Below are 23,637 nucleotides of genomic sequence, written 5' to 3' on the forward strand. Positions count from 1 at the left end.
TGGCCCGCGAAAGACGCGGGTGTCCGGGCAGCCAAATAACGGCTGGAGTCCGGATTTTCAACCCATGAGGCTTTTTCGCGACTTTCAGCGGATAGTCACATACCCGATTGGCATCACAGCTTTCACACTATCATGACATGGATACTCATGATAACGGCAGTCATGCGCATCCTCTATCTCTGTCTTGGCTGGCTTATGGTCGCAACCGGCGTCGTCGGTGCTGTCACGCCCGTTTTGCCGACCACACCGTTTCTGCTGATCGCGCTCTGGTGCTTTTCCAAATCATCGCCAAAGCTTGAGGCGTGGCTTCTATCCCACCCCAAATTCGGTCCGTCCTTGCGCAACTGGCGTGACAAAGGCGCCATCCCGCGTAAGGCAAAGATCGCCGCTGTGTCTTTGATGACAATGAGTTACGCCATTTTTTGGTTCGCTACGGAGCCAACGCCCCTCAGAGCCGCAATCGTTGCCGCGGTGATGCTGGGTGCAGCGCTGTTCGTCACCACCCGACCGGAACCTTGACGTCCAGGCTCATCGGTGGCGCGATTGCGGCAGCACATAGGGAATGTGCCGCGCAGGAATGCGCCCGACCGTCCCGCCAATGCCGTAGACCCGAGCAATGATGTCGTCGTTGATGGTGTCAAGTGATGAGCCAAAGGCTGTGATTTGCCCGTGATGCATGACGATAAGTTGATCGGCAAACTCGGCGGCGAGATTGAGGTCATGCAGAACAGCAAGCACGGTCCCACCTTCACGCGCAAAGTCGCGCGCGGTCTCCAGCACGGAAATCTGGTGGCCGAGATCGAGGCTCGATGTCGGCTCGTCCAGCAAAAGCGCTCTCGCCTCGCCATTCTCCACGGCATTGGGCACCTGCGCCAAGGCGCGCGCAAACTGCACGCGCTGTTGCTCGCCCCCGGATAGCATATTGTAGGACCGCCCCTCGAAACCGCTGAGGCCGACCTGGGCAAGCGCCTGCCTCGCCTGCGCCTCCGGCTTCACGGAGCCTTGCGCCACGGCCCCCATGCGCACGATTTCCAGCGCCGTAAAGGGAAAGGACAGAACTGTGCTCTGCGGCAAAACGGCACGAATGCGTGCCAGTTGCGCAGGCTTGAACACGCCAACATCGATCTTGTGATAGGCGACATGTCCAGCATCGGCGGTCATCTCACCTGACAGCACCTTCATCAAGGTCGATTTTCCAGCGCCATTTGGGCCGATGATGACGCTGAACGTGCCGGGCTCGAGCCTGATCGTGACCTCGTCCAGCAATCTACGACCCGAACGGATGACGGTGACGCCGCGTGTGGAAATCATGACACATTCCTCAGACCGAGACCGTTGCCTTTGCCCAGAAGTAGAAACAGGAAGACCGGAGCGCCAATCAGCGCGGTCACGACGCCAATCGGCAACTCGGCGGGAGCGGCCACCGTGCGCGCAAAACTATCCGCCAGAAGGAGCAGCCCTGCGCCACCAATAGCCGACGCGGGCAAAAGGAAGCGATGCGAGGAACCGATGACCAGCCGTAAAAGATGCGGCACGACGATACCGACAAAACCGATGGACCCGGCTGCGGCGACACTTGCCCCGCAGGCAGCGGCGACCGCCAGAATGACGGTCCGCTTCAGACGTTGAACCGGAATACCCATGTGAAAAGCAGCCGCATCTCCCAGGATCAACGCATCCAGCCCTTTCGACACGAAGGGAATGCTGGCCAGGATGATCAGGAAGAACGGTAGCGTCGTCCATATCTTCAGCGGCGTTGCCCCACCCAGTGAACCCAGGCTCCAGAAGGTGATGTCGCGCAGGGCGCGGTCATCGGCCATGAAGATCATCAAACCCATCAAGGCTGCACTCAGCGCTGCAACGGCGATACCGGCGAGGATCAGAACCGTTGTCGATGTTGCGCCGTTCCGCGTCGCGATCATGTAGAGCAGCAGCGTATTCATCAAACCGCCGAAGAACGCCATCAGCGGCAGAAAGTGAATGCCGAACAGAAGAGACAGTGGCGCAAGCAGGCTGCCACCCAGCGCCAGCGCGGCAACTGCAAAAAGTGCTGCCCCGGAGGTGACACCAACAAGACCGGGATCGGCCAGTGGATTGCGGAACAGGCCCTGCATCATGGCACCGGAGACGGCAAGGGCTGCCCCGATCATAAGACCCAGGCCCGTGCGCGGCAAACGGACCGCTTCCAGAATGACGCGGTCGCGTGGTTCCATGCTTTGCGAATGACCGGTGAAATAAAGCCACAGCTCATACAGGCCCACACCCGTCGGCCCGCTGGCGAGGGAGACGAGACAGGCTACGACAAGAAAAATACACAACGCCGCAAGGGTGATGGCCCCCTTGCGCGAACGATCGCCGGGAATCGGACCTGCGACCTCGGTCACAGCCAACGCGCTCACGGTTTAACGATCTCGGGATACAGTTGCGAAGCCAGTTCACGACCGGCAGCGGGCGTGCGCGGACCAAATCCGATCAGATACAATCCATCCATGCTGATCAGCGATTTGGAAGCGGCAGCAGGCGTCGACTGGAAGGCGGGGAGCGCAAAAAGCTCGTCTGGCTTTGCCGCATGGTTGCCGCGCTGCATGGTCAAAACAACATCGGGCGCGGCTGCAATCACGGCTTCATCGGTCAGCGGTTTGTAGCCGGTAATTTCCTCGGCGGCATTGATACCACCGGCCATTTCGATGATCGCCGCAGCCTCCGTATCCTTGCCAGCAGCCATGATGCGCCCGCCTGCGGCCGACAGAACGAACAAGACGCGCTTCTTCTTGTCGCCAACAGCGGCAACGTCCTTCGCCAGCGCATCGAGACCAGCGTCAACATCGCCCGCAAGCGCCTTTGCCTTGTCTTCAAGCCCAATAGCTGCGCCAACATCCTCGATTTTCTTGGCAATAGCACGGCCTTCCGGCGGCGTGTCGACTGTCACCATCGGCACTTCGCTGGCTTTCAAAATGCCGATCACATCTGCCGGACCTGCCCCATCCTCCGACAAAATGAGATCCGGCTTTTGCGACAAAATACCTTCCGAGGAGAGCGCGCGCATATAACCGACATCCGGTTTGGACAACGCTTCAGCGGGAAAACTGCTGGTCGAGTCACGCGCGACGATCCGATCTCCGGCACCCAGCGCGTAGAGAATTTCCGTCACCGTACCGCCAAGTGCAACAATCCGCTTCGCGTCGGGGTTGCCCTTGTCGGACGCGTGGGCAGCGAGCGGAGACAGTGCCAGCGCCACGGGAAGAGCGGCACCAAAAGCAATCGAGCGAAGCAGAAGCGGCATGACATGATCCTGAACAATGCGGTGTGCGACAGCCTGCACACCATATAAGTTGAGTTAATTACACATCTTTTAAAGTCGCACAATCCGATAAGTTGACTATTTCCGTTATCTTTTATATCTCCGCTTTTCAGGGGTAGCGTACCACCATCCGGTGCCGCACATTCAAAGGGAGACTATCGATGTTTATTGCCATGAACCGATTCCGCGTCGTGCCAGGCTTTGAAGAGGCTTTCGAAACCATCTGGCGTGACCGTAAGCGTCACCTGGCCGAGATGCCCGGCTATCTGGAGTTTCACATGCTGAAGGGTGCGAAGGCTGACGATCATACGCTTTACGCCTCCCACACCGTATGGGCCACCAAAGATGACTTCACCGCATGGACAAAGTCCGAGCAGTTCCGTGCCGCCCACGCCAATGCCGGTAACAATCGCGGCAAGGTCGAATATCTCTCTGGTCCGCATTTCGAAGGTTTTGACGTTATTATACACGAGGGCCAGAACGGCGAAGACCTACCCGTGGCAGCGCAAGCATGAGCGACACTGCCATGATAGCGCGCGCGAAAGCCGCTCTTGCCGAAAATCCGGATGGGGTGGTGGAGGCCATCGCCGCCAAGGCAGAGGTGACACCAGCAGATATTCTCAAGGTTTTGCCGCGTGGTGCCGCCGTCTCAGCTCCTGCCGACAAATTCGACGACATATGGAATGAACTGCGCAGCTGGGGCGAAGTCCTGATGATCGTTCAGACACCCGATATCGTCTTCGAGGTTCCCGGGCATCTTCCCGAGGGAACAGAGGGCCACGGCTGGTTCAACATTCATGGCGATAGCCCCATTGGCGGACATATCAGGAAAGACAATTGCGCCTCGATCGCCTTCATCGATCGGGAATTCCATGGGCGCCGCTCGCTTTCGGTCTGGTTCATGAATGCCAGTGGCAGCGCCATGTTCAAGCTCTTCGTGCGCCGTGACGAGAACAAGGAATTGCTGGCGGACCAGCTCTCGAAATTCGAGACGCTGCGCGATAGCTTTCTCGCCTGACAAGATTGGCAAGCCGCCGCCGGAAATCGGGTGGCGGCTTTTCCTTTGAACATAGAATGTCGCTTCCGGCATGTCTCACCCCTCCCGACATGCCCTATCCATTCAAGGCTTGGTAAAGCACGAGAGGCTTTGCGCCACTCTCGACCTGCGCTATAGGCCGTTCGACACATGATGAGGGAAAGCCGATGACGACCTATGTTTTGACCGTGGCCTGCCAATCCAAACGCGGCATCGTCGCTGCTATCTCGGGTTATCTGGCGGCGAAGGGTTGCAACATTGTCGACAGCTCCCAGTTCGACGACCTCGAAACCGGCAAGTTCTTCATGCGCGTCTCCTTCATTTCCGAAGAGGGCGAGAGCATGGAAGCGCTACAGGCCGGCTTTGCTCCCATCTCTGCGGAGTTCGGCATGGATGCTGCTATCTACAGCGATGGCGAGCGCACCAAGACACTGCTGATGGTCTCGCGTTTCGGGCACTGCCTCAACGACCTGCTCTACCGCTGGAAAATCGGCGCGCTGCCCATCGATATCGTCGGTGTTGTCTCCAACCACTTCGAGTATCAGAAGGTCGTCGTCAATCACGATATCCCTTTCCACCACATCAAGGTGACGAAGGACAACAAGCCGAAAGCCGAAGCGCAACTGATCGACCTGATCGAGACCAGCGGCACGGAACTGGTGGTGCTGGCCCGTTACATGCAGGTGCTCTCGGATGAAATGTGCCGCAAGATGTCGGGCCGCATCATCAACATCCACCACTCGTTTCTTCCCAGTTTCAAGGGTGCGAACCCTTACAAGCAGGCCTATGAGCGCGGTGTGAAGCTGATCGGCGCCACGGCCCATTACGTCACAGCCGATCTCGATGAAGGTCCGATCATCGAACAGGACACGGTCCGCGTCACCCACGCACAATCGGCAGAAGATTACGTGTCGCTCGGGCGCGATGTGGAAAGCCAGGTATTGGCCCGCGCGATCCACGCCCACATCCACCACCGCACCTTCATCAACGGCAACCGCACCGTCGTCTTCCCACCCAGCCCAGGCTCATACGCATCAGAGCGGATGGGCTAAAGTTTTTCATCCACAAAAACTTGGAATTTATTTTCGGTGGTGAGCAACCGACTGCCTCGTGCAACCGTTTGTTCTGCGTTGTCACACACCAGAGGTGTCCCTCATGAAAAAGTTGATTATCGCCAGCGCCGCGCTTCTTCTCGCGGCAGGGTCTTCGTTCGCCCAACAGCCACCGCCACCACCACCAGCCGGTGGACCGGTCCCCGGTCAACAGGTCGATGCACCGCCACCACCACCACCACCACCGCCAGGTCCCGGCGCGCAGGCGGATGCGCCTCCGCCACCTCCGCCCGGCCATTGGGGTCCACGTGACGGTGGTCCGAAAGACGGCGGCCCGCGTGACCGCATGATGATGCCGCCACCGCCACCGCCATCGAAGGGCGCGCACTTCCGCCTTGAACAGGGCGAGACGAAGATTGACATCAAATGTGCCGATGACGAGCCGATGAAGGCCTGCGCCGATATCATGATGCAGTTGATCGACAAGATTAACGAGTAAGTTCGCCAGCATAAATGGAAGTGGCGCAAGCGCGCCGCTTCCTCAAAAGCGCACAGTCGCCTTCAGACCTCTTCCAGATGCGCCGTCGTCCAGCACAAGCCGCCCGTTGAAAAGCGAGGCAATCTCCTCGACGATTGCAAGCCCCAGACCCGCACCGGGTGCCGCGTTTCCGTCTCCCCTGGCAAAACGCTGGCGCACCACATTGCGTTTTTCGGCTGAGATCCCGGGGCCGTTGTCCTCCACCTCGATGTAGGCCAACCCGTTTGTTTTCCCCACCCTGACCGTCACTTCCGCTCCCCGCCCCGCATAGGCGATGGCGTTGCTGATGAGATTGCCGAGGAGCTCGCCGAGCAAAAGCGGCTCTGCCGGGATGCTGGTCGCTTCCACGTGTTCGAACCCCAGATCGATGCCCGCTTCTGCGGCGACAGGGACGTAATCTGCGGTCACGGATTGAGCCAAGGAGACAAGATCGACATCGACAAGGCTCTGCTTTTCTCCTGATCCGGCAGCATCAATGTTGGCCATGCGCAAAAGCTGCGCCAGAATATGCTCGGCATGCGCGACAGAAGCATCCCCCTTGTGCGCCGCGGCCTGTGCCTCCTGCAAGGTGGATGCCCGCGCCGACAGCGCGAGCTGGGTGCGGATGATGGCCAGCGGTGTGCGCAGCTGATGGCTGGCATTGCCGGTGAAATGCCTCAGCGCATCCAGCGCCGACTGCAACCGCACCATGAAGGAGTTGACGGTTTCCACGAGGTTTTCGACCTCCACCGGCACCGATTGGCGGATGGGGTGCAAATCATTGGGGCTGCGTTCATCAATAGCTTCGCTGAGCCGATAGAGCGGACGCAGCGAGATCGTCACGGCAATCCAGACGATAATGGCGGCACCGACGATCATGAAGAGAAGACGCAGGGCCGAGCGAATGATAATCGCCTGCGCCAAGCGACTGCGGGCAATCGTGGTTTCTGCAACAGTGACGGTAAACGGCACGGAATTCACACCCGTCGATGCAAAGCGCTCGATTGCGGCCACACGGATGGGCTCGCCGCGAAATTCGGCATCCACGAAAATGGGCGTGTCACTGCGGACCTTTTCCACCGAAGGCAAGTTTTGGTAGCCCGTCAGAAACTGACCGTTCGGGCCGTCCACCCGATAAAACACCCTGTCTTGCGCCGCCGATGTCAGCATTTCCAGCGCGACATATGGGATATCCACCTCAAGTGACCCATTCTCGGAGACAACGACCCGCTCGGCGATGGCCAGGGCGGAACCGGACAGCACCCGGTCAGAGACGATATTGGCTGTATTGGTGGCTTCGCGGTAGGTATCGGCCAGCGCAATGCAGCCGATGATCGCCGTGGAAATCAGAAGCCAGCCCAGCAGGCGCCGCCGCAGCGAATAGGCGGCCTGCTTCATTGCGCCATCTCCGGCAACTTCTCGAGATAATAACCAATGCCGCGCGCCGTCTTCACCGTCAGCCCATGCGGAGCAAGTCGCTTGCGCAGACGGCTGACATATTGCTCGATCGCATTGCCGGACAGTTCGTCATCGAAACCCGTCAGCGATTGGACGATGGCTTCCTTGGCCACCACCTTTCCGGCACGCATGAACAGCACTTCCAGAAGCGCCACCTCACGCGCAGGAATATCGAGCGGAATGCCCTCGGCGGAAAAGGTGCGCGACGTCAGATCGAACGACACCTTGCCGAAACTGACCAGCGAGGAACGCAAACCGGCGTTGCGGCGCAGGAGAACCCTCACCCGCGCTTCGAACTCGGTGATATCGAACGGCTTGGTCATATAGTCGTCAGCGCCGAGATCCAGTCCTTTCACCCGCTCTTCCGGCGTGCCGCGCGCCGTCAGAATCATCACCGCTGCCTTATCCTGGCGGTCACGCATCGAACGCAGCACCTCGATGCCGTCCATTTCCGGCAGGTTGAGATCGAGAATGACCAGATCGAAATTTTCAGCGGCAATGGCGGCGTCCGCCGAAGCGCCATCGGACACTACATCCACGGCATAGCCGCTACCCCGCAGCAGCGCGGAAAGTCCTTCCGACAGCACCTGATTGTCCTCCACAAGCAGAATTCGCAAGCAGACGCCCTCCATTTGGATCGAATTTATCCAAGCCTACCCGTCTTGTGAATGGCAAGGGCCTGCGGCATGATCTTTTCCATGCGTATTCTTCTATCCCTCTGTCTTTTCTTTGGTATCGCCACCTGTTTGCAGGCGCAGCCAATGGTGTTTCCTGCCCTGTCCGGCAAGGTGGATGCAGAAACGCTCGTGGTCTATTCCTCGTTGGACGAACCTCTGGCAACCCCTATGATCGAGGGGTTTCAGAGAGCGAACCCGGATGTCGCGGTTTCCTATGAAGATATGCTGACCGGCGAGATTTACGACCGCATCGTGCGCGAAACGGATGCGGGTGAAAAAACCGCCGATTTCGCCTTCTCCTCCGCCATGGATCTTCAGGTCAAACTCAGCAATGACGGCTATGCGCAGCGATCCGACCTGCCGATGAGCGCCCGATGGCCCGCCTGGGCCAACTGGCGCAACACGGCCTATGCGCTGACCTTCGAGCCCGCCGTCTTCGTCTACCATAAGCCGAGTTTTATTACGGAAAAGCCCCCGGCCAGTCGTGCCGAATTCGTGGATTATCTGGAACGCCACGCCAAAGAGGTGCATGGGCGCATCGCGACCTATGACATCGAACGCTCCGGCGTCGGCTTCCTGTTCATGTCACGCGATCAGGAACAGTTCGGCGATATCTGGAACGTCATCAAATCAATGGGAACGGCGGGCGTGAAGGTTTACTCCACCAGCTCCGCCATTCTGGAGCGCATTTCCGATGGTCGGTTCCTGCTGGGCTACAACATCCTCGGTTCCTATGCCGCAGATTGGGCCTCTCGCCATCCCGATGTCGGTATCGTGCTGCCGAAGGACTACACGGTCGTCATGTCGCGTATCGGGCTGGTGCCGCAGGCGGCCAGAAACGCCGAACTCGGACGCCGCTACCTGGAGTTCTTCATGTCGAAGGAAGGTCAGACCATCATGGCGCGGCAGTTGCAGATACCCGCCGTCAGTCCGGATGTGGCGGGGGAAAACACCGCCAACATGATGCAGGCCATCCACGGCGCACAATTGCGGCCGGTTCCGGTCAGTCCGGGACTGATGGTCTATCTCGATCAGGTCAAGCGCGCCCGCATCATCGAGCGCTGGAACGAAGCTCTGCGTGCCCAGTAGACGGATTTCAAAAATTAATAGACAGTAAATGTGTCGAGGAGTTGCCAAGCGTCAGTTAGATGACAGCTTTCTATGGTGCTGTACAATTCTTCGTTCATCCGTGGAGGCGGACTGAAGAAGCGGGAGGAAAGTCTCACAGGACAGATGGTTCGGGTTGCTATTGCCACCCTTGATGTCGTCCATGCGCGCCCCTTCCGCGATCACAACAACAATGCCAAAACGGCATACAAGGAGGGTTCCCTTTGAAGCATTTTCTCATCGCTTCGCTTCTCGCAGGCGCAATCGCACTTCCGGCAGCAGCAGCTGACTACACCATCATCGCCCCGGCAAACCCTGGCGGCGGCTGGGACCAGACGGCGCGTTCGTTGCAGAGCGTGCTGCAGGAAGAAGGCATCTCCAAGCGCGTTCAGGTTCAGAACGTTCCAGGCGCGGGCGGCACCATCGGTCTTGCACAGTTCGCAAGCCAGCAGAGCGGCAACCCGAATGCGTTGATCGTCGGCGGCTACGTGATGGTTGGCGCCATTCTCACCAACAAGGCTCCGGTTACGCTGAAGGACGTCACGCCCATTGCGCGTCTAACCGGTGAGTACGAAGCCATCGTCGTTCCTGCATCGTCGCCCATCGAAAACATCGGACAGCTCATCGAGCAGCTCAAGAAAGATCCGGGCAGCGTATCCTGGGGCGGCGGTTCCGCTGGCGGCACCGACCACATTACGGCTGGCCTGATTGCCAAGGCTGCAGGCGTCGACCCGACCAAGATCAACTACATCGCCTATTCCGGTGGCGGCGAAGCACTCGCTTCCATTCTTGGCGCACAGGTCACCGCCGGCATCTCCAGCTACGGCGAATTCGAAAGCCAGGTTAAATCAGGCACGGTTCGCATTCTGGCGATTTCCAGCGAGCAGAAGCTCGAAGGCATCGATGCGCCCACACTGAAGGAAAGCGGCCTTGATGTCGTCATCCAGAACTGGCGCATGGTTGCAGCTCCTCCAGGCCTGACGCCTGAGCAGGAAAAGGCTGTTGGCGCCGATATCGAAAAGCTGGTGAAGTCTGCCAAGTGGCAGGAAACACTGAAGACCAAGGGCTGGATGGACACCTACCTCGCTGGCGATGCCTTCAAGGCACAGCTTGAAAAAGACACGGCGTCGACCGAAACCATTCTTAAAGACATCGGACTGGTAAAATGAGCCAGGGTTCATCCCCTTCCCAACCCACAAAGCGCCGCCCTGATTGGGCGGCGTTCGCCATCGCCGTGTTTTTGGTGGCCGTTGCAGCCGTCATCTTCTGGGATTCTGCACGGCTTGCCAGCGTCACCGGCTATTCTCCGGTTGGCCCGGCAACCGTTCCTTACGCCATTGGTATCTGTCTTATCGGGCTGGCGATCTGGACGGCGATCGAGGCGTGGCGCAATGAGTTTCCGACCCGTGACAAACAGGAAATGGGACCTGTTTTCTGGGTCATCGCGGGTCTTGCCGCACAGATGCTGCTCCTGAAAATCGCCGGGTTTTCGATCGCGACAGGTCTGCTCTTTGCCCTTACGGCGCGTGCTTTCGGTAAACGCAAGCTCTGGTATTCGATCCCCATCGGCATCGTTTTCAGCTTCGTCATCTGGGTTATCTTTGCGCAACTGCTGCAATTGTCGCTGCCCGCTGGACCCTTGGAACGGCTGTTTTTCTAACGGCCGATCCACCCGATAAACAATGAAGACATGAAGCCTGGGCGCTCCGTATATGGGGCGCAACCGCCGCTTCACCCGACAGGGGGACAACTGTCCATGAGCACTTTTGAATTTCTGCTGCAAGGTATCGCGATTGCGGCGCAACCGATGAACCTTCTCTATGCGCTGATCGGGGTCACGCTCGGCACCGCTGTTGGCGTTCTGCCCGGCATTGGCCCTGCGCTGACCGTCGCGCTCCTGTTGCCGGTCACCTACCAGCTTGATCCTGCGGGATCGCTGATCATGTTTGCTGGAATTTATTACGGCGGCATGTATGGCGGCTCTACCACGTCGATCCTGCTCAACACACCCGGCGAAAGCGCTTCCATCGTCACCGCACTGGAAGGCAACAAAATGGCACGCGCGGGGCGCGGAGGACCGGCCCTGGCAACCGCTGCCATCGGCTCGTTCGTTGCAGGCCTCATCGCCACCATCGCGCTGGCCTTCGTGGCACCTTACATTGTCAAGCTGGCGCTTGTATTTGGACCGCGCGAATATTTCGCGCTGATGGTTCTGGCCTTCGTAACCGTCTCATCCGCCTTCGGTGATTCCGCCCTGCGCGGTCTCACTTCGCTCTTTATCGGCTTCACGCTTGCGATCGTCGGCATCGACCAGTTGACCGGGCAGACACGCATGAGCTTCGGCGTTCCCGACCTGCTGGATGGTGTTGAGGTCACCACGCTTGCCGTTGCCATGTTCGCCATCGGCGAAACGCTGTTCATCGTCGCCCAAGGCCAGAGCGGCGACGAAAAGGTCGAAGCCGTCAAGGGGTCGGTCTGGATGAGCGCGCAGGATTGGGCTCGTTCGTGGAAGCCATGGTTGCGTGGCACGCTGATCGGCTTCCCCATCGGCGCCATGCCGGCGGGCGGCGCTGAAATCGGCACGTTCCTGTCCTATGCCACGGAAAAGAAGCTATCGAAGCACCCGGAAGAATTCGGCCACGGCGCCATCGAGGGTGTTGCCGGTCCGGAAGCCGCCAACAATGCATCGGCTGCCGGTACGCTGGTGCCGCTTTTGACGCTTGGTCTACCGACAACCGCGACAGCTGCGATCATGCTGGCCGGTTTCCAGCAGTTCGGCCTTCAGCCAGGTCCGCTGCTATTCGCAACGAACCCGCAACTCGTCTGGGGCCTGATTGCCAGCCTGTTCATCGCCAATGTGATGCTGCTGGTTCTCAACCTGCCACTGATCGGCCTGTGGGTAAAGCTGCTGACGATTCCCAAGCCTTGGCTCTATGCAGGTATTCTTCTGTTCGCAACGCTCGGTACGATTGGCGCGAACCCATCCGTGTTCGAACTCGGTATGCTGCTCGCCTTTGGTATCCTCGGCTATATTATGCGGATTTTCGGCTACCCGATCGCGCCTGCCGTCGTTGGTCTCATCCTCGGACCTCTTGCCGAACAGCAATTGCGCCGTGCGCTCGCCATCGGTCAGGGAGACCCCTCCGTGCTCTTCACGTCGTGGATTGCGGTCGCCCTGTTTATCGTTGCCGCTGCCGCCTTCCTCATTCCGCTCATCATGCGTATTCGGGGTCGTGGTCAGGTGCTGACGCAGCTTGCCGCCAACGAAGACTGATAAAACAATCCTCCCAAGGACCGGCCCCGCATTCGAAAGGATGCGGGGCTTTTTTATGTCCGGAACGCAAAGGCTACAGGTTGGTTATAATTGTATGACTGAGCTTGAACAGAGGAACACGGGAATGAAGAAAACCGCCGCTCTCTTGTGCGCCGTCGCACTTGCCTCATGCACAACAGCGACATCCCCTATCGAACCCATCCCAGGCAGCATCACCTATGGCGGACAGCCGCGAACAAAGCTCACCAAGTCGCCCGTTGGAAGCACGCTGAGGCACGATTTCAACATGGGAGATGGCCGGCGTGCTTACGAGACCTACCGCATCGCGCCGGACCGCTCCCTCGTCCTGATGAACCGTGTGATCATGAGCGATGTGCCGCCTGACCGGTGAGCGTCACACGAAATGTTTCATACACGGACAGATTTTGGAACGACTGACGCTCCCACTCGTTGCTTTCCCGAACGTCTCAAAACAATAAAGTAACGAGTGGTGTTTCAGGAGAAGAAAATGAGAACCCATAAGACCAGAAACGATTTACCCTCCAATGCAAAAGCAACGGTCATCGGACTCCTGAACGAGGCGCTGGCCTCTGTCATCGACCTGTCACTGGTCACCAAGCAGGCCCACTGGAACCTCAAAGGTCCACAATTCATCGCGATCCACGAGCTTTTGGATACGTTTCGCACATCGCTCGACAAGCACAGCGACACAATCGCCGAGCGCGCTGTACAGCTCGGAGGAACCGCGCTGGGAAGCGTCCAGTCGGTGTCTTCGACCTCGAAACTCAAAGCCTACCCGACAGACATCTTCAAAATTCACGACCATCTGGATGAGCTTATCGAGCGCTACGGCGACGTTGCGAACCTGATCCGTAAATCAATCGATGAAGCTGATGATGCCGGTGATGCCAATACTGCGGATATCTTCACTGCCGCATCGCGCGATCTGGATAAGTCTCTTTGGTTTCTGGAAGCCCACATTCAGGAAAAAGCCTGATACACAGAAAAGCGCCCGGGCAACCGGGCGCTTTAACCACTCATGTTTTTAAACATCAATGACGTCTGAGAACCGCTTTACCGATATCACGCAACATATCATGATCCCAGATACCACGTTGAGCACTTCGGATGAGAACGGCTGCACATTTACTGGCGACTTCGCTGCTGCGGTCTTCAAGGCATTCAAAACAAACGCCATCGAATATGGTCTGCAGATCAGTGACCTGCTGCGGCGACAACTGCGCGCCGACACGTTCAAAAGCCACATAAGACAAGACTTATCCTCCCAAGACATGCCAAATGCTGACGTTCATTTTACTGAACGCTTAAGTTCTACACCGCATCGAATCGGATGTCGAATCTGATTTTAACGAATTATCAATGATTGATTTCGTGAGTTAGCGGAATATGCCTGACCGTTGCCATATTATCATCTCTTGAATAAGACCCGCAGCAGCACAGAAGGAAAATATATATTTTCCTAAAGCGAGAGAACGCCAATGGCCGAGAGAGCCTTTTCAACGCTATGCTGTGAAACGGGCTTGGTTATAAATATCGCTCCGGGTGGCAAGATACCCTCCGCTGGATTGTAACGTCCTGAAATCACCACGACCTTGATATGCGGCCAGCGTCGATGAGCGACATTAGCCAGGCCCAGACCGTTGATTGAACCGGGCATGTCAATATCGGTCAAGATGGCACTGATCGAGTGCTGCCGCTCGAGCAAAGTCACCGCCTGATCAGCCGTCGAGGCCTCATATGCCAGACAACCAAGGTCCGACACCATATCGACAAGGTCGAGGCGTATGAGCCCGTCGTCTTCGACGACGAGAAGGCGTGGTGGCTCTTGCATGATTAATGCTCCCGCTGGAAACTGACCAGCTCTGCCGAAATCCGACAGCTTACGCCACGTGCGTCATACTCGATATCGACGCGGCTATCATCGGCCCCGGCAAGGCCTGCCTTGATCAAACGGGAACCGGACCCTTCCTTCTCGGGCGCGACGACCGCAGGGCCTCCCCTTTCCGTCCAGACAAGTTCAAACCGTTCCGGATGATGCTCAATGACGTCCCAATGGATATCCACTTTACCGTCCGGCGATGACAAAGCCCCGTATTTGATCGCGTTGGTCGCCAGCTCATGCAGAATGAGTGATAGGGAGAGAGACGGGCGCGAGCCGACACGTAATTTCGGTCCCGACACAAAAATCCTTGGCGCCATCGGATCGTCGTGCAGTTCCACCATCTGGTTGACAAGCTTGTGGACCTCGGATGTTCCAATTCCGCCCAGAATAACGGTATCATGCGCTGCGCTCAATACGCCGATACGGTCCGAGAGCGTGCGCCTGGCGGATGCAATATCCTTGGCCGTTCTTAGTGTTTGCGACGCGATCGCCTGCACCATGGCAAGTTGGTTTTTCAGACGATGACCCAACTCATGGGATATCAACTCCCGGTGCTTCTGCTCTGCAAGACGCTCCGTCACATCCTGGGCTTGAACGAGAATACCGATGATTTCTCCACAGGACGACCGCATAGCCTGATAGACAAGATCGATCATACGTTTTTGCCGCTCGCCGGACGGCCCGCGATTCAGCTCGACCGGCACGGCACGCGCTGAAAAAGGCTCCCCCGTGCGGTAGACCGTATCAAGCAGATCGATAAAGCCCTGCCGAACAACCTCGGAAACAGCCTCCGCCACGGGCTTTCCAATGATATCGCGGCCAACGCCGATCATCGAGTAATATTCCTCGTTTGCAAATTCGAACACGTGCGTCGGGCCATTCAGCATCGCGATGCCCGCAGGCGACATTTCGAAGATCTGAAGCAACTTCTCCTGCTGACTCTTCTGTTCTCGCCGAAGCATGATTTCGTTGGTGATTTCAGAGCATGCGCAGAACATGCCCAACACCACACCATCACGGTCGCGGACAGGGGTATATGAGAAAGAGAAATGCGTTTCCTCCGGATAGCCCTTGCGATGCATGATAAATTCGATGTCATCCATCGAAGTCCCCTGCCCGGCATAGGCCGCCGATATGATCGGCTCTACCCCATCCCAGATATCGAACCAAAGATCCTTGAAGGGATGCCCAAAAGCAGCCGGGTGACGATTGCCGCACATCTCTGCGTAGCCATCATTGTAAAGTGTGATCTGCTTTGGTCCCCACACCATCAACATGGGCTGGAGCGACCCGAGCATCACGTTGACGAGCGTCTGCAATTCAACGGGCCATTCATCCGGCAATCCCAACGGACTTTGCTCCCAAGCAAAATCCCGGAATAGATCTCCGCATTCGCCACCGCCGATGAATTTCAAAGTCGTCCCCACACGTACCACACCTGAGCGTTACAATTCCGGGTGTCGGATTTCGTTCCAAAAAACGACAGGCTTTCCGTCGCATGTAAAAATTTGCGTTAATCCCTTGGAGCGCAAGCGCTTCGGCGATTATCAGCGGAAGATCGGATGACGTATCCGACGTTGAGATCAGCGCCGCAAACATCATGCATCAACGCGTAAGGCATAAGTCGATTTTTTAAGTTGCCGTGCGGTGCTTAGCAAACGCGCGATCGAATTATCCTCAAGATTATCATCTCCTCCTTGTCAATGTTGTCGATATCTAGAATCGCTGTCGTTCCCAAACGCAGATGTCCTTTCCAGAACACATGATGTGGCAACGCCGCGCTTATTAATTTTATGTAACTAATATGGAACGAAAGACTGGAGTGGCGGTTAGATCATCACGGAGCCGCAGAGACTGGCCCGCATGAGAGGAAACCACCATGAAGAAGATCATTGTTGCGGCAGCGCTGCTCGGCGCGTCCGCTCTTTCCGCTATGGCCCAGACGACACCAGCACCGACCGCTGACGGCAGCACCCCCGCAGTCGCCACGCCGGGTGCAAACAATGCACCCGCTCCTGTGGAAGGCGCCAACAGCTTCACGGAAGAACAGGCCAAGACACGCATGGAAGAAACCGGCGTAACGGGCGTCAAAGACCTCATGAAGAACGACAAGGGCATCTGGATGGCATCGGGCATGAAGGACGGCAAGACCGTCTCTGTCGCTCTGGACTACCAGGGTAACGTCGTCGCCAAGTAAGCCAACACAATTTGAGGATGAATCCATGAAAACTGTTACCGGACTATTCGATGACCACTCCGATGCGCGCGCTGCGGTGAACGCCCTTGAGGCACATGGTGTCCCGTCGGGCGACATCAGCATTGTTTCGAACAATCACAACACAGATGGCCATCACCATGGCGATGTTGATGGTGAATCCAAAGCAGCCGAAGGCGCGGGCACTGGTGCTGGTATTGGCGCAGTCGTCGGTGGCGCAGGCGGCCTGCTGACAGGTCTCGGCATTATGGCGATCCCGGGCGTTGGCCCCGTCGTCGCAGCAGGCTGGCTCGCAGCAACGGCCGCTGGCGTTGTCGCAGGCGCGGTAACTGGTGGTGCAGCAGGCGGTATCGTCGGCGCGCTCACGGGCTCCGGCGTCTCCGAGGAAGATGCACATGTGTATGCCGAAGGCGTCCGCCGGGGCGGCACGATTGTGACGGCTCGTGTCGATGAAGCAATGGTTCCAGAAGCAGAAGCGATCCTGCAGCGATCCAACTGGGTCGACCCAACCGAACGCAGAACAGCTTACAATCAGGAGGGCTGGAAGCAGTTCGACGACACGCTCGATCCGTACAATGCCGACCAGATCGCCAAGGAACGCGACCGTTACCGCCGCCCAGGCCTTTAAGTTTCAACTGGATGTTCAGGCGCGCCTGATGCCAAGGCTGACACATCCGAACAGCAAAAGAGAAATAAGGGCCGCCCGCAAAGGTGGCCCTTTGCTTTGCGTGAGATTTTCGCTGGAACGGCAAAATAAGCCTGAACACAGAAAGCGGATATCACGGCCCTTTGTGGCGGCGGGAACATTCACACATGTGAGGAAGATTTCCCTGAAAGTGTCCCCGGCAGAACAAGGCGCCCGGATTCAGGAGACGCCTTACCAAACGAAATATAGGTGGAAACGGACGTATCTCCACAGCGCTGAGCCGACGACGCAGACTGATCAAACGTGCAGCGCGCTTCCTTTACCTGCAACGCACCGCATTCGGCGGCAAAGTTGACCGTCAGAGTTTCGGTGTTTCCATGCAATGTGCACGGTTCAATCTGATGAAGATAGGACCACAGCTAGAAGCCATTCACGAGCGAATGACCGGCGTCGTCATCGAACAGCTCCAGTGGTGCCAGTTTATCGAGCGGTATGACCGGCCTGGCATGCTATTTTATCTTGATCCGCCCTACTGGGGAAACGAGCGCGACTATGGTTATGGTATCTTAGGTCGGGCAGACTTCGCGGAGATGGCCAAGGTTCTGAGTGCTCTTAAAGGGCACGTCATCCCGTCCTTAAACGCCGTTCCAGGCGTCTTCGAAACCTTCTCGGCCTTTAGAACGGAGGAGGTCGATTGTACCTATTCAGTGGCTGGTGGAACCAATAGTAAAGTGGTGCGTGAAGTGATTATATCCAACACACGAAGCTAATCGAAAAGGGGTGGACAGATGACAGAAGACAGTAACAAAGCATCAAAACAGCTAAAAACGTGCTTTGTCGTCGGGCCAATAGGTGCCAGTTCCACCCCAACTCGCACGCACGCAGATTGGCTGCTTAATGGAATAATCAAGCCAACCTTTTCTGACCACTTCAGTGATTTTGAGGTCATCCGTTCAGACACTATCTCGTCCCCTGGTATGATCGACACTCAAATGATCACTCATCTGCTGGAAGCAGAGTTGGTGATCGTAGATATGAGCCTTTTGAACGCTAACGCATTTTATGAAATGGGTATTCGACATATGGTCGCAAAACCCGTGATCCATATGTTCCTAGAGGGAACAGAGATTCCTTTTGATGTGAAGCCTTACAGAGCCATCCCTTTTCAGCTTCAAGAGCATTTTCACTTATTTGATGCACAGAAGCGTTTGGCAAGCGCTGTCAGTTACGCGGTCGGGCTGGACTACGTCTCAGAAAACCCTGTCACGAAGGCTAAGGGCTTCCAGCAATTTGAGCAAGCCGCCACGCCAGCTGACAGACTAATGCTGCACGAGATGGAGGCTTAAGGCAAGAACTGAACATACTCAAACGCTCACTAGAACACGGAAATCGCCCAAACTTAAAAAGCATTTCGGGACATCAGCAAAGGCTGAAGTTTGATGACGATTTCGCAGATATCCTTGGTCGTTCCCCAATCTCGGTCGTCCAAATTGACGGCTACACCACAGAGATTTCACCCAAACAGATCAACCAGGTCCGAGGTTTAATAGACGGTATCGTCCACCAAGCTCAATGGGTGATTGGTGAAAATGGCCTGACTGTTTTACTCGAAAGCGAAACCGAAGAGAATATTACTCGCGTCATTTCTGCGCTGCGAGGTGCCGGAGTTACAAATATAAAGGTACATGGCCAATGAGCCCTGAACATCTTGAATTAGATTGTGGATGGACCAATCCTCCGCAGCCGGTAACGGAGTGGTCAGCCTGGATGCGGCGTATGCGTGGCGAACTCTTAAAGATGCCCACTTCAAGGGGGTTTAAAAGGTCGCTTAAATCGAGTTTGACAGGGCGGTTGCAAAACTCAAAATTTGCAAAACGTGCTGTCAAATTTGCAAAACCGCGCTACAGGGTACAACCGAACACTGGTTGGGTTGGCACAGCGCGAATAGCGACCCAGAAGTGCGAAGAGTAATGGGACCGGTGCAAGGAAACAATGCGCCCTAAGAAAGCCTGACGAGGAAATCAGAAACACGAGAAATTCCGGTTTCTCGTGTCAAAATTCCGAAACCGCGGTACAAGGGTACAACACGAGAAATTCCGAAACGCCGTTACAGGGCACAACAGGCTCGATTTAAGAATTTTTGGTAGCGGGAGAGGGACTTGAACCCCCGACACGCGGATTATGATTCCGCTGCTCTAACCACCTGAGCTACCCCGCCACAGAGGAACGTGACAGTTGCGTTACTGTCGGTCCCTAAGGATGAGCGGCTTATAAGGTGCCGCTCCCTTGAGTGTCAAGCGCAAGATGCGCAAAAACGTCGCTTTATGTCTTGTGACAAAAACATCAGCGACTTCAGGCTGCAACCTTGTTCTGGAGCAGGGCTTTCAGTGCTGCTTCTGCGTCCGCGGAGCGTTCCGAACGCTCGATGAAGCCACCGCCGTAGACCCGCGCATCGGCGCCGGGGGCCGAGTAGAGAACGCAGGCTTGTCCCGGTGCCACACCCGCCTCGCCGACTGCAAGATCCACATAGATACCCCTGTCGTCGGCATACAGCACGGCCTCGCCCGGCGGACGTGTGGAGCGGACCTTTGCGAAGCAGGAAAAGCCTCCGATGGCGTCGTCCAGAAGTGCGTTGTCTCCCAGCCAGTTCATGTCCCGCAAATAGACGCGGTGGGTTTCCAGCGCCTCGCGCGGACCGACGATAACGCGGCGGCCACGGGCGTCCAGATGCACCACATAAAGCGGCTCGCCGGTGGCGACGCCAATGCCGCGACGCTGTCCAATCGTATAGTGTACGATACCATCGTGACGACCCAGCACACGACCGTCGAGATGGACGATATCACCCACCAGCGCCGCGTTTGGTTTCAGCTTGTTGATGATATCGGTATATTTGCCCTGCGGCACAAAACAGATGTCCTGGCTATCGGCCTTCTGGGCGACGACCAACCCCATCTCTTCCGCGAGCTCACGCGTTTCTGCTTTGGAGAGCCCCCCCAACGGAAAGCGCAGATAATCGATCTGCTCCTGCGTGGTGGCAAACAGGAACCAGCTTTGGTCACGGTCGCTATCGATGGGGCGATAGAGCGCACGGCGGTTCGGGTGGCCGGGGACGGGATTGAGCCGCGATCGAATGTAGTGGCCGGTCGCTAGCGCATCCGCTCCGAGTTCCTGCGCAGTTGCCAGAAGATCAGCGAATTTGACCGTCTGGTTACAGGCCACACACGGCACAGGCGTTTCACCCATGGCATAGGCTTCAGCAAAGGGGTTGATCACAGTTTCGCGAAAGCGGGCTTCGTAATCGAGCACGTAATGAGGAATGCCCAGCGTCTCACAGACGCGACGGGCGTCATCGATGTCCTGTCCAGCACAGCAGGAGCCAGCGCGGTGAACGGCTGCACCGTGGTCATACAGTTGAAGCGTTATGCCGAGGACATCGTAGCCTTCGCGCTTCAGGATGCCGGCCACCACCGAGGAATCGACCCCACCGGACATGGCGACGACAATACGGGTGTCTTCCGGCTTCTTATCAAAGTCGAGCGTATTCACGTGTTTTCCAATCGTCAGTCATACCGGGGTTCAAGGCCCCGCCGCCTGTCGTGTCTGGTCCACCGATGAAGGATCACGCGATCCACACGGGCGTCAGCCAGATTTTTCTGGCCTGCATATAGAAAAAATTGAGCGAAGACGCAAGTAGAGGGCGGCATGGCCGCCCCCAGGGCTTAGAAACTCGGGTAATCGTGCTTTAAGCGCCAGCTGTTTTCTGGCCACTGCCAATCCACTTGTCCCGCTCGCGCCACAGGGCAGGAAGAGCCAGCATCGCCACGCCAACCAGCGCAATGATGGTCTTTTCGAATTGCGTAAGCTCCGCGGTACGACCGTCGAGATAGTAGATGCCGTAGACAATCGCGACATGCCAGACGTAGACCTGAAGCGAGTGGCGGCCCAGCAGCTGCAGGAATTTCAGTGACAAAACCCAGATCACAGCGCCGGCAGCCCTCTGAACCAGAGGGTTGTGGTGCTTGGGGCCAGCGATCAGCAACCACGTCAGACCAACAGCCACAGCCAGGAAGTTGATCAGGTAAACGGGACCGAAGTCAGCCCGGATTTCCATGGTGGAGAACTTGCCCAGCATGAATTCGGGCATCAGGTTCCATGCCGTTGCAATGCGCAGCGGGACAAAAAACAGGCAGACAAGGAGGGCAGCCTTCGGGATCCAGCTGCGTTGGGGCGAAAAGATCTTCGTCCAAGCGATCTTGTTCTGCGCTGTCATCGCACCCAAAACCAGACCGGAGTAGAACACCAGCTGCCAACCGAACAGGTTGAAGCTGACGCGAATGCCCTGCTCGTCAGCACCCTTGACAAGCTCGTTGACAGGCGCCGTGAACAGCTGCTGCAAGCCGAGTTGACCAGCCATCCACACCAGCAATGAACCGGCGATGACATAGGCCCACTTCCCATCGAGGCAAAGCTTCACCAACAGCGGAGCGAAGATCATGTAGACGATGTATTGTGGGAGAATGTCCATAAAAGTCGGCTGGAACAGGAAGGTGGCAATTGCTGCGAGGCGCAGCGGATCGTCGAACGACGTCATGCCCAGCCAATTGTACCAGATATAAGGCGCATGCGGGATTATCATGCGGACAAACATCACCGCGATCACAAGGCCCATCGCGTACTTGTAGAGCTCGAGTGCGCGTGCCCAGATGAGGTCGCGACCCTGCTCATATCCGTATTTCATCATCTTGCGGGCATAAACCATACCGATCAGCAGACCGGACAGGAACACGAAGCCCTGAGCGTCTTCAACGAAGGCAAGCTGTCTATGGTTGATTTCCATCAGCCATAGACCACCCGCAAAGACGAGGTGGTTGATGAGCATAAAGACGAGGAAATACCCGCGCATTCCGTCGATCAGGTCGAAGCGTTTCATCTTGCTTGCTCTCCATACTCGCAGGAACCTAACGAGCTAAGGTTGCCTGATCCGGTTGATGGGATGGTTCTTGGGGTACCATCCGAACGTGGATCGTGAACGCCGTTTTAGAGCTACGGTTCCGCTGAAAAAAGCGTTTTGCTGCTCGCGTCAGTTTCACATTGCTGTGTCCCGGCTCTGGTTAGAGGGAGACGACTGAACGCTGGATGAACAGAAAAAGGCATTTGCGTGGAAAGATCGTGTGCAACAGAAACAAACACTTGATGGCCGAGAAGGCGCTTTTACCTACCCCGCAAGGCATCTGAAAAACAAAAGGCCGGTCCAGAACACGTCCTGCACCGGCCACAATTCCCGCGAGATTTATTTCAAGCGATCAAGCGGCTTCCTGAATGGCCGCCACCTGCCATTCCGCCTTGCCGTTGCGAACGAACGTCCACATCTCGACTGATTCTTCCGGCTCGTGTTCATTGCCCTGAACGATCTTGCCGGTATTGCGATCGCGCATGACGTCGATGGCGGAATACCGCATGGCCACCGTCGCGTAATCCTTGCCCTCTTCGTGCCAGGCTTCGGCAACGTCACCCTGCAGCAGCGTCACATCGCGAACGTCGTTCTTAACGCCGCTGGTCGCGTTATCGCTCAGCTCTTCGGCCAGATAGGACATCGCCTCCGGCGTGGTCAGCTTGCGAAGCGTGCCATAGTCCTCGGCGGCATAGGCCGATTGCACGTCTTGCAACGTTTTCTGGAACGTTTCGAGGTCTACCGGCGTCACGCCAATCTCGTCACCCTGCGAGACCGCATTTTCATGCGGCGTCCCCCGGGGCGCGACGGTGGCTGCCGCAGCTCCTGCAACAGCACCGGCCTTGGAGCCCATCTGCGGAATCTTGAACCCGCCGGTCGAGCCCTGATTGGTCTGCGGGGCAGAATAATCATGACGCGACGACGCGTTGCCGGGTGCACCACCAAACGCTGGCTGACCCTTGCGGCGCGATGCGAAGAAACGCATCGCCAGCATGATCAGACCGCCGATCAGCAAACCCTGAAGCAACATGCCGAAGAAACCTGCCATGCCACCGAAGCCGCCGCCCATGAGCATGCCGAACAGGCCACCCATCAGCAAACCACCCATAAGACCGCCCATCATGCCACCGAACATACCGCGGCTCTGTTGCGGTGCCTGCGCGCCCGGACGTGCCGGCTGAGCAGCGCCCGGTTGGGTCGCCTGATTGGTGTTGGGCGTCATGCTGCGATTGATCGGAGCAGCCTGACCAGGAGCGGTGTTGGTTGTCGGCGGCGCAGAAAAGGTGCGCGTCCCACGGCTGCCAAATCCGCCACTCGCACGTCTGGCCTCAGCCATATCAACGGCAATGAATGAAACGGCAATCCCCAGCGCGGCAACCGCAAAAACACCCCTAAAGCGCCTGATGGCAGCAAACATCGTCATCTCCTGTTATGCCACCCTCCCATCGAGCGGCTCGTTATCGTCGATATAGCAACTATGGATCATCATTTTTAGGG

The 23,637-nt window shown here is 57.1% G+C and carries 26 protein-coding genes and 1 tRNA gene; 15 read left to right on the forward strand and 12 right to left on the reverse strand.

All coding sequences use genetic code 11. The features are described from left to right. The first annotated feature begins 162 nt into the window (after window positions 1–162). On the forward strand, window positions 163–519 hold the full coding sequence (locus EKM04_RS17085; protein WP_183896136.1) for a YbaN family protein: 357 nt from the start codon (window positions 163–165) through the stop codon (window positions 517–519). 9 nt (window positions 520–528) lie between these two features. Here EKM04_RS17085 and EKM04_RS17090 read toward each other — a convergent pair whose 3' ends face one another. The 3 genes from EKM04_RS17090 to EKM04_RS17100 are packed head-to-tail and all read right to left on the reverse strand — an operon-like array spanning window position 529 to window position 3,283. Next, window positions 529–1,311 carry a heme ABC transporter ATP-binding protein gene (locus tag EKM04_RS17090; RefSeq protein WP_183895825.1) on the reverse strand — a complete coding sequence of 261 codons (783 nt, stop codon included), beginning with the start codon at window positions 1,309–1,311 and terminating at the stop codon, window positions 529–531. After that, window positions 1,308–2,399 carry a FecCD family ABC transporter permease gene (locus EKM04_RS17095; RefSeq protein WP_183895828.1) on the reverse strand — a complete coding sequence of 364 codons (1,092 nt, stop codon included), beginning with the start codon at window positions 2,397–2,399 and terminating at the stop codon, window positions 1,308–1,310. Before EKM04_RS17095 ends, EKM04_RS17090 begins: the two co-directional genes overlap by 4 nt. Then, window positions 2,396–3,283, reverse strand: a complete 888-nt coding sequence (locus EKM04_RS17100) for a heme/hemin ABC transporter substrate-binding protein (RefSeq protein WP_183895830.1) — start codon at window positions 3,281–3,283, stop codon at window positions 2,396–2,398. Before EKM04_RS17100 ends, EKM04_RS17095 begins: the two co-directional genes overlap by 4 nt. A gap of 179 nt (window positions 3,284–3,462) precedes the next feature. Here EKM04_RS17100 and hmuQ point away from each other — a divergent pair, with 179 nt between their 5' ends. From hmuQ to EKM04_RS17120, 4 genes are all read left to right on the forward strand, one after another. Continuing rightward, window positions 3,463–3,816 (forward strand): heme-degrading protein HmuQ, encoded by a 354-nt coding sequence (gene hmuQ / locus EKM04_RS17105; RefSeq protein WP_174153825.1) that lies wholly within the window; start codon window positions 3,463–3,465, stop codon window positions 3,814–3,816. Beyond that, complete coding sequence (gene hutX / locus EKM04_RS17110) at window positions 3,813–4,319, forward strand: heme utilization cystosolic carrier protein HutX (RefSeq protein ID WP_174153826.1); 507 nt, start codon at window positions 3,813–3,815, stop codon at window positions 4,317–4,319. Before hmuQ ends, hutX begins: the two co-directional genes overlap by 4 nt. 185 nt (window positions 4,320–4,504) lie before the next feature. After that, complete coding sequence (purU, locus tag EKM04_RS17115; protein ID WP_174153827.1) at window positions 4,505–5,389, forward strand: formyltetrahydrofolate deformylase; 885 nt, start codon at window positions 4,505–4,507, stop codon at window positions 5,387–5,389. Window positions 5,390–5,492: 103 nt separating this feature from the next. Beyond that, window positions 5,493–5,888, forward strand: coding sequence for a hypothetical protein (locus EKM04_RS17120; protein WP_183895832.1), 396 nt, complete (start codon window positions 5,493–5,495; stop codon window positions 5,886–5,888). Window positions 5,889–5,930: 42 nt separating this feature from the next. Here the strand turns inward: EKM04_RS17120 and EKM04_RS17125 are convergent, their stop codons facing one another. Both EKM04_RS17125 and EKM04_RS17130 read right to left on the reverse strand, forming a co-directional pair. Next, window positions 5,931–7,304, reverse strand: a complete 1,374-nt coding sequence (locus tag EKM04_RS17125; protein WP_183895833.1) for a sensor histidine kinase — start codon at window positions 7,302–7,304, stop codon at window positions 5,931–5,933. Next, complete coding sequence (locus EKM04_RS17130; RefSeq protein ID WP_183895835.1) at window positions 7,301–7,981, reverse strand: response regulator; 681 nt, start codon at window positions 7,979–7,981, stop codon at window positions 7,301–7,303. The genes EKM04_RS17125 and EKM04_RS17130 overlap by 4 nt, the downstream gene beginning before the upstream one ends. Window positions 7,982–8,062: 81 nt before the next feature. Between EKM04_RS17130 and EKM04_RS17135 the strand changes: the two genes are divergently transcribed. The 6 genes from EKM04_RS17135 (at window position 8,063) to dps (ending at window position 13,419) form a co-directional block, all read left to right on the forward strand. After that, window positions 8,063–9,130, forward strand: coding sequence for an ABC transporter substrate-binding protein (locus tag EKM04_RS17135; RefSeq protein WP_234910940.1), 1,068 nt, complete (start codon window positions 8,063–8,065; stop codon window positions 9,128–9,130). Window positions 9,131–9,372: 242 nt separating this feature from the next. Next, the gene (locus tag EKM04_RS17140; protein WP_183895839.1) at window positions 9,373–10,317 is read left to right on the forward strand and encodes a Bug family tripartite tricarboxylate transporter substrate binding protein; all 945 of its coding nucleotides are present in this window, start codon (window positions 9,373–9,375) and stop codon (window positions 10,315–10,317) included. Next, a complete protein-coding gene (locus EKM04_RS17145) occupies window positions 10,314–10,808 on the forward strand; it encodes a tripartite tricarboxylate transporter TctB family protein (RefSeq protein ID WP_183895841.1) in 495 nt (164 codons plus the stop codon). The genes EKM04_RS17140 and EKM04_RS17145 overlap by 4 nt, the downstream gene beginning before the upstream one ends. Before the next feature lie 96 nt (window positions 10,809–10,904). Continuing rightward, complete coding sequence (locus EKM04_RS17150; RefSeq protein WP_174153834.1) at window positions 10,905–12,422, forward strand: tripartite tricarboxylate transporter permease; 1,518 nt, start codon at window positions 10,905–10,907, stop codon at window positions 12,420–12,422. Between the two features lie 124 nt (window positions 12,423–12,546). Next, the gene (locus tag EKM04_RS17155; RefSeq protein ID WP_183895843.1) at window positions 12,547–12,813 is read left to right on the forward strand and encodes a hypothetical protein; all 267 of its coding nucleotides are present in this window, start codon (window positions 12,547–12,549) and stop codon (window positions 12,811–12,813) included. 117 nt (window positions 12,814–12,930) lie between these two features. Beyond that, a complete protein-coding gene (dps, locus tag EKM04_RS17160; RefSeq protein WP_174153836.1) occupies window positions 12,931–13,419 on the forward strand; it encodes a DNA starvation/stationary phase protection protein Dps in 489 nt (162 codons plus the stop codon). A gap of 55 nt (window positions 13,420–13,474) precedes the next feature. On the opposite strand, the gene EKM04_RS17165 is transcribed toward dps, so the two are convergent. From EKM04_RS17165 to EKM04_RS17175, 3 genes are all read right to left on the reverse strand, one after another. Beyond that, the gene (locus EKM04_RS17165; RefSeq protein WP_252094088.1) at window positions 13,475–13,687 is read right to left on the reverse strand and encodes a hypothetical protein; all 213 of its coding nucleotides are present in this window, start codon (window positions 13,685–13,687) and stop codon (window positions 13,475–13,477) included. Between the two features lie 215 nt (window positions 13,688–13,902). Further along, window positions 13,903–14,274 (reverse strand): response regulator, encoded by a 372-nt coding sequence (locus EKM04_RS17170; RefSeq protein WP_174153838.1) that lies wholly within the window; start codon window positions 14,272–14,274, stop codon window positions 13,903–13,905. Between the two features lie 2 nt (window positions 14,275–14,276). Continuing rightward, window positions 14,277–15,740 (reverse strand): sensor histidine kinase, encoded by a 1,464-nt coding sequence (locus EKM04_RS17175; protein ID WP_183895845.1) that lies wholly within the window; start codon window positions 15,738–15,740, stop codon window positions 14,277–14,279. A 464-nt stretch (window positions 15,741–16,204) separates the two neighbouring features. Between EKM04_RS17175 and EKM04_RS17180 the strand changes: the two genes are divergently transcribed. The 4 genes from EKM04_RS17180 to EKM04_RS17195 all read left to right on the forward strand — a co-directional run bounded on the left by EKM04_RS17180 (window position 16,205) and on the right by EKM04_RS17195 (window position 18,532). After that, on the forward strand, window positions 16,205–16,522 hold the full coding sequence (locus EKM04_RS17180; protein WP_174153840.1) for a PepSY domain-containing protein: 318 nt from the start codon (window positions 16,205–16,207) through the stop codon (window positions 16,520–16,522). 25 nt (window positions 16,523–16,547) lie between these two features. Beyond that, a complete protein-coding gene (locus tag EKM04_RS17185; RefSeq protein ID WP_183895847.1) occupies window positions 16,548–17,168 on the forward strand; it encodes a hypothetical protein in 621 nt (206 codons plus the stop codon). Window positions 17,169–17,509: 341 nt separating this feature from the next. Further along, on the forward strand, window positions 17,510–17,956 hold the full coding sequence (locus EKM04_RS17190) for a DNA adenine methylase (RefSeq protein WP_234910941.1): 447 nt from the start codon (window positions 17,510–17,512) through the stop codon (window positions 17,954–17,956). A gap of 18 nt (window positions 17,957–17,974) precedes the next feature. Then, window positions 17,975–18,532 carry a hypothetical protein gene (locus EKM04_RS17195; protein WP_183895849.1) on the forward strand — a complete coding sequence of 186 codons (558 nt, stop codon included), beginning with the start codon at window positions 17,975–17,977 and terminating at the stop codon, window positions 18,530–18,532. A gap of 795 nt (window positions 18,533–19,327) precedes the next feature. Here EKM04_RS17195 and EKM04_RS17200 read toward each other — a convergent pair. The 4 genes from EKM04_RS17200 to EKM04_RS17215 all read right to left on the reverse strand — a co-directional run bounded on the left by EKM04_RS17200 (window position 19,328) and on the right by EKM04_RS17215 (window position 23,557). Next, window positions 19,328–19,404, reverse strand: a tRNA-Met gene (locus tag EKM04_RS17200). Between the two features lie 134 nt (window positions 19,405–19,538). Next, a complete protein-coding gene (gene mnmA, locus EKM04_RS17205) occupies window positions 19,539–20,735 on the reverse strand; it encodes a tRNA 2-thiouridine(34) synthase MnmA (protein ID WP_183895851.1) in 1,197 nt (398 codons plus the stop codon). A gap of 196 nt (window positions 20,736–20,931) precedes the next feature. Beyond that, window positions 20,932–22,119 carry an OpgC family protein gene (locus EKM04_RS17210; protein ID WP_183895853.1) on the reverse strand — a complete coding sequence of 396 codons (1,188 nt, stop codon included), beginning with the start codon at window positions 22,117–22,119 and terminating at the stop codon, window positions 20,932–20,934. Between the two features lie 373 nt (window positions 22,120–22,492). Further along, on the reverse strand, window positions 22,493–23,557 hold the full coding sequence (locus EKM04_RS17215; protein ID WP_174153845.1) for a Tim44 domain-containing protein: 1,065 nt from the start codon (window positions 23,555–23,557) through the stop codon (window positions 22,493–22,495). Between the last annotated feature and the right edge of the window lie 80 nt (window positions 23,558–23,637).

This window comes from Rhizobium skierniewicense Ch11 (assembly GCF_023757665.1).
Lineage (GTDB): Bacteria > Pseudomonadota > Alphaproteobacteria > Rhizobiales > Rhizobiaceae > Agrobacterium > Agrobacterium skierniewicense.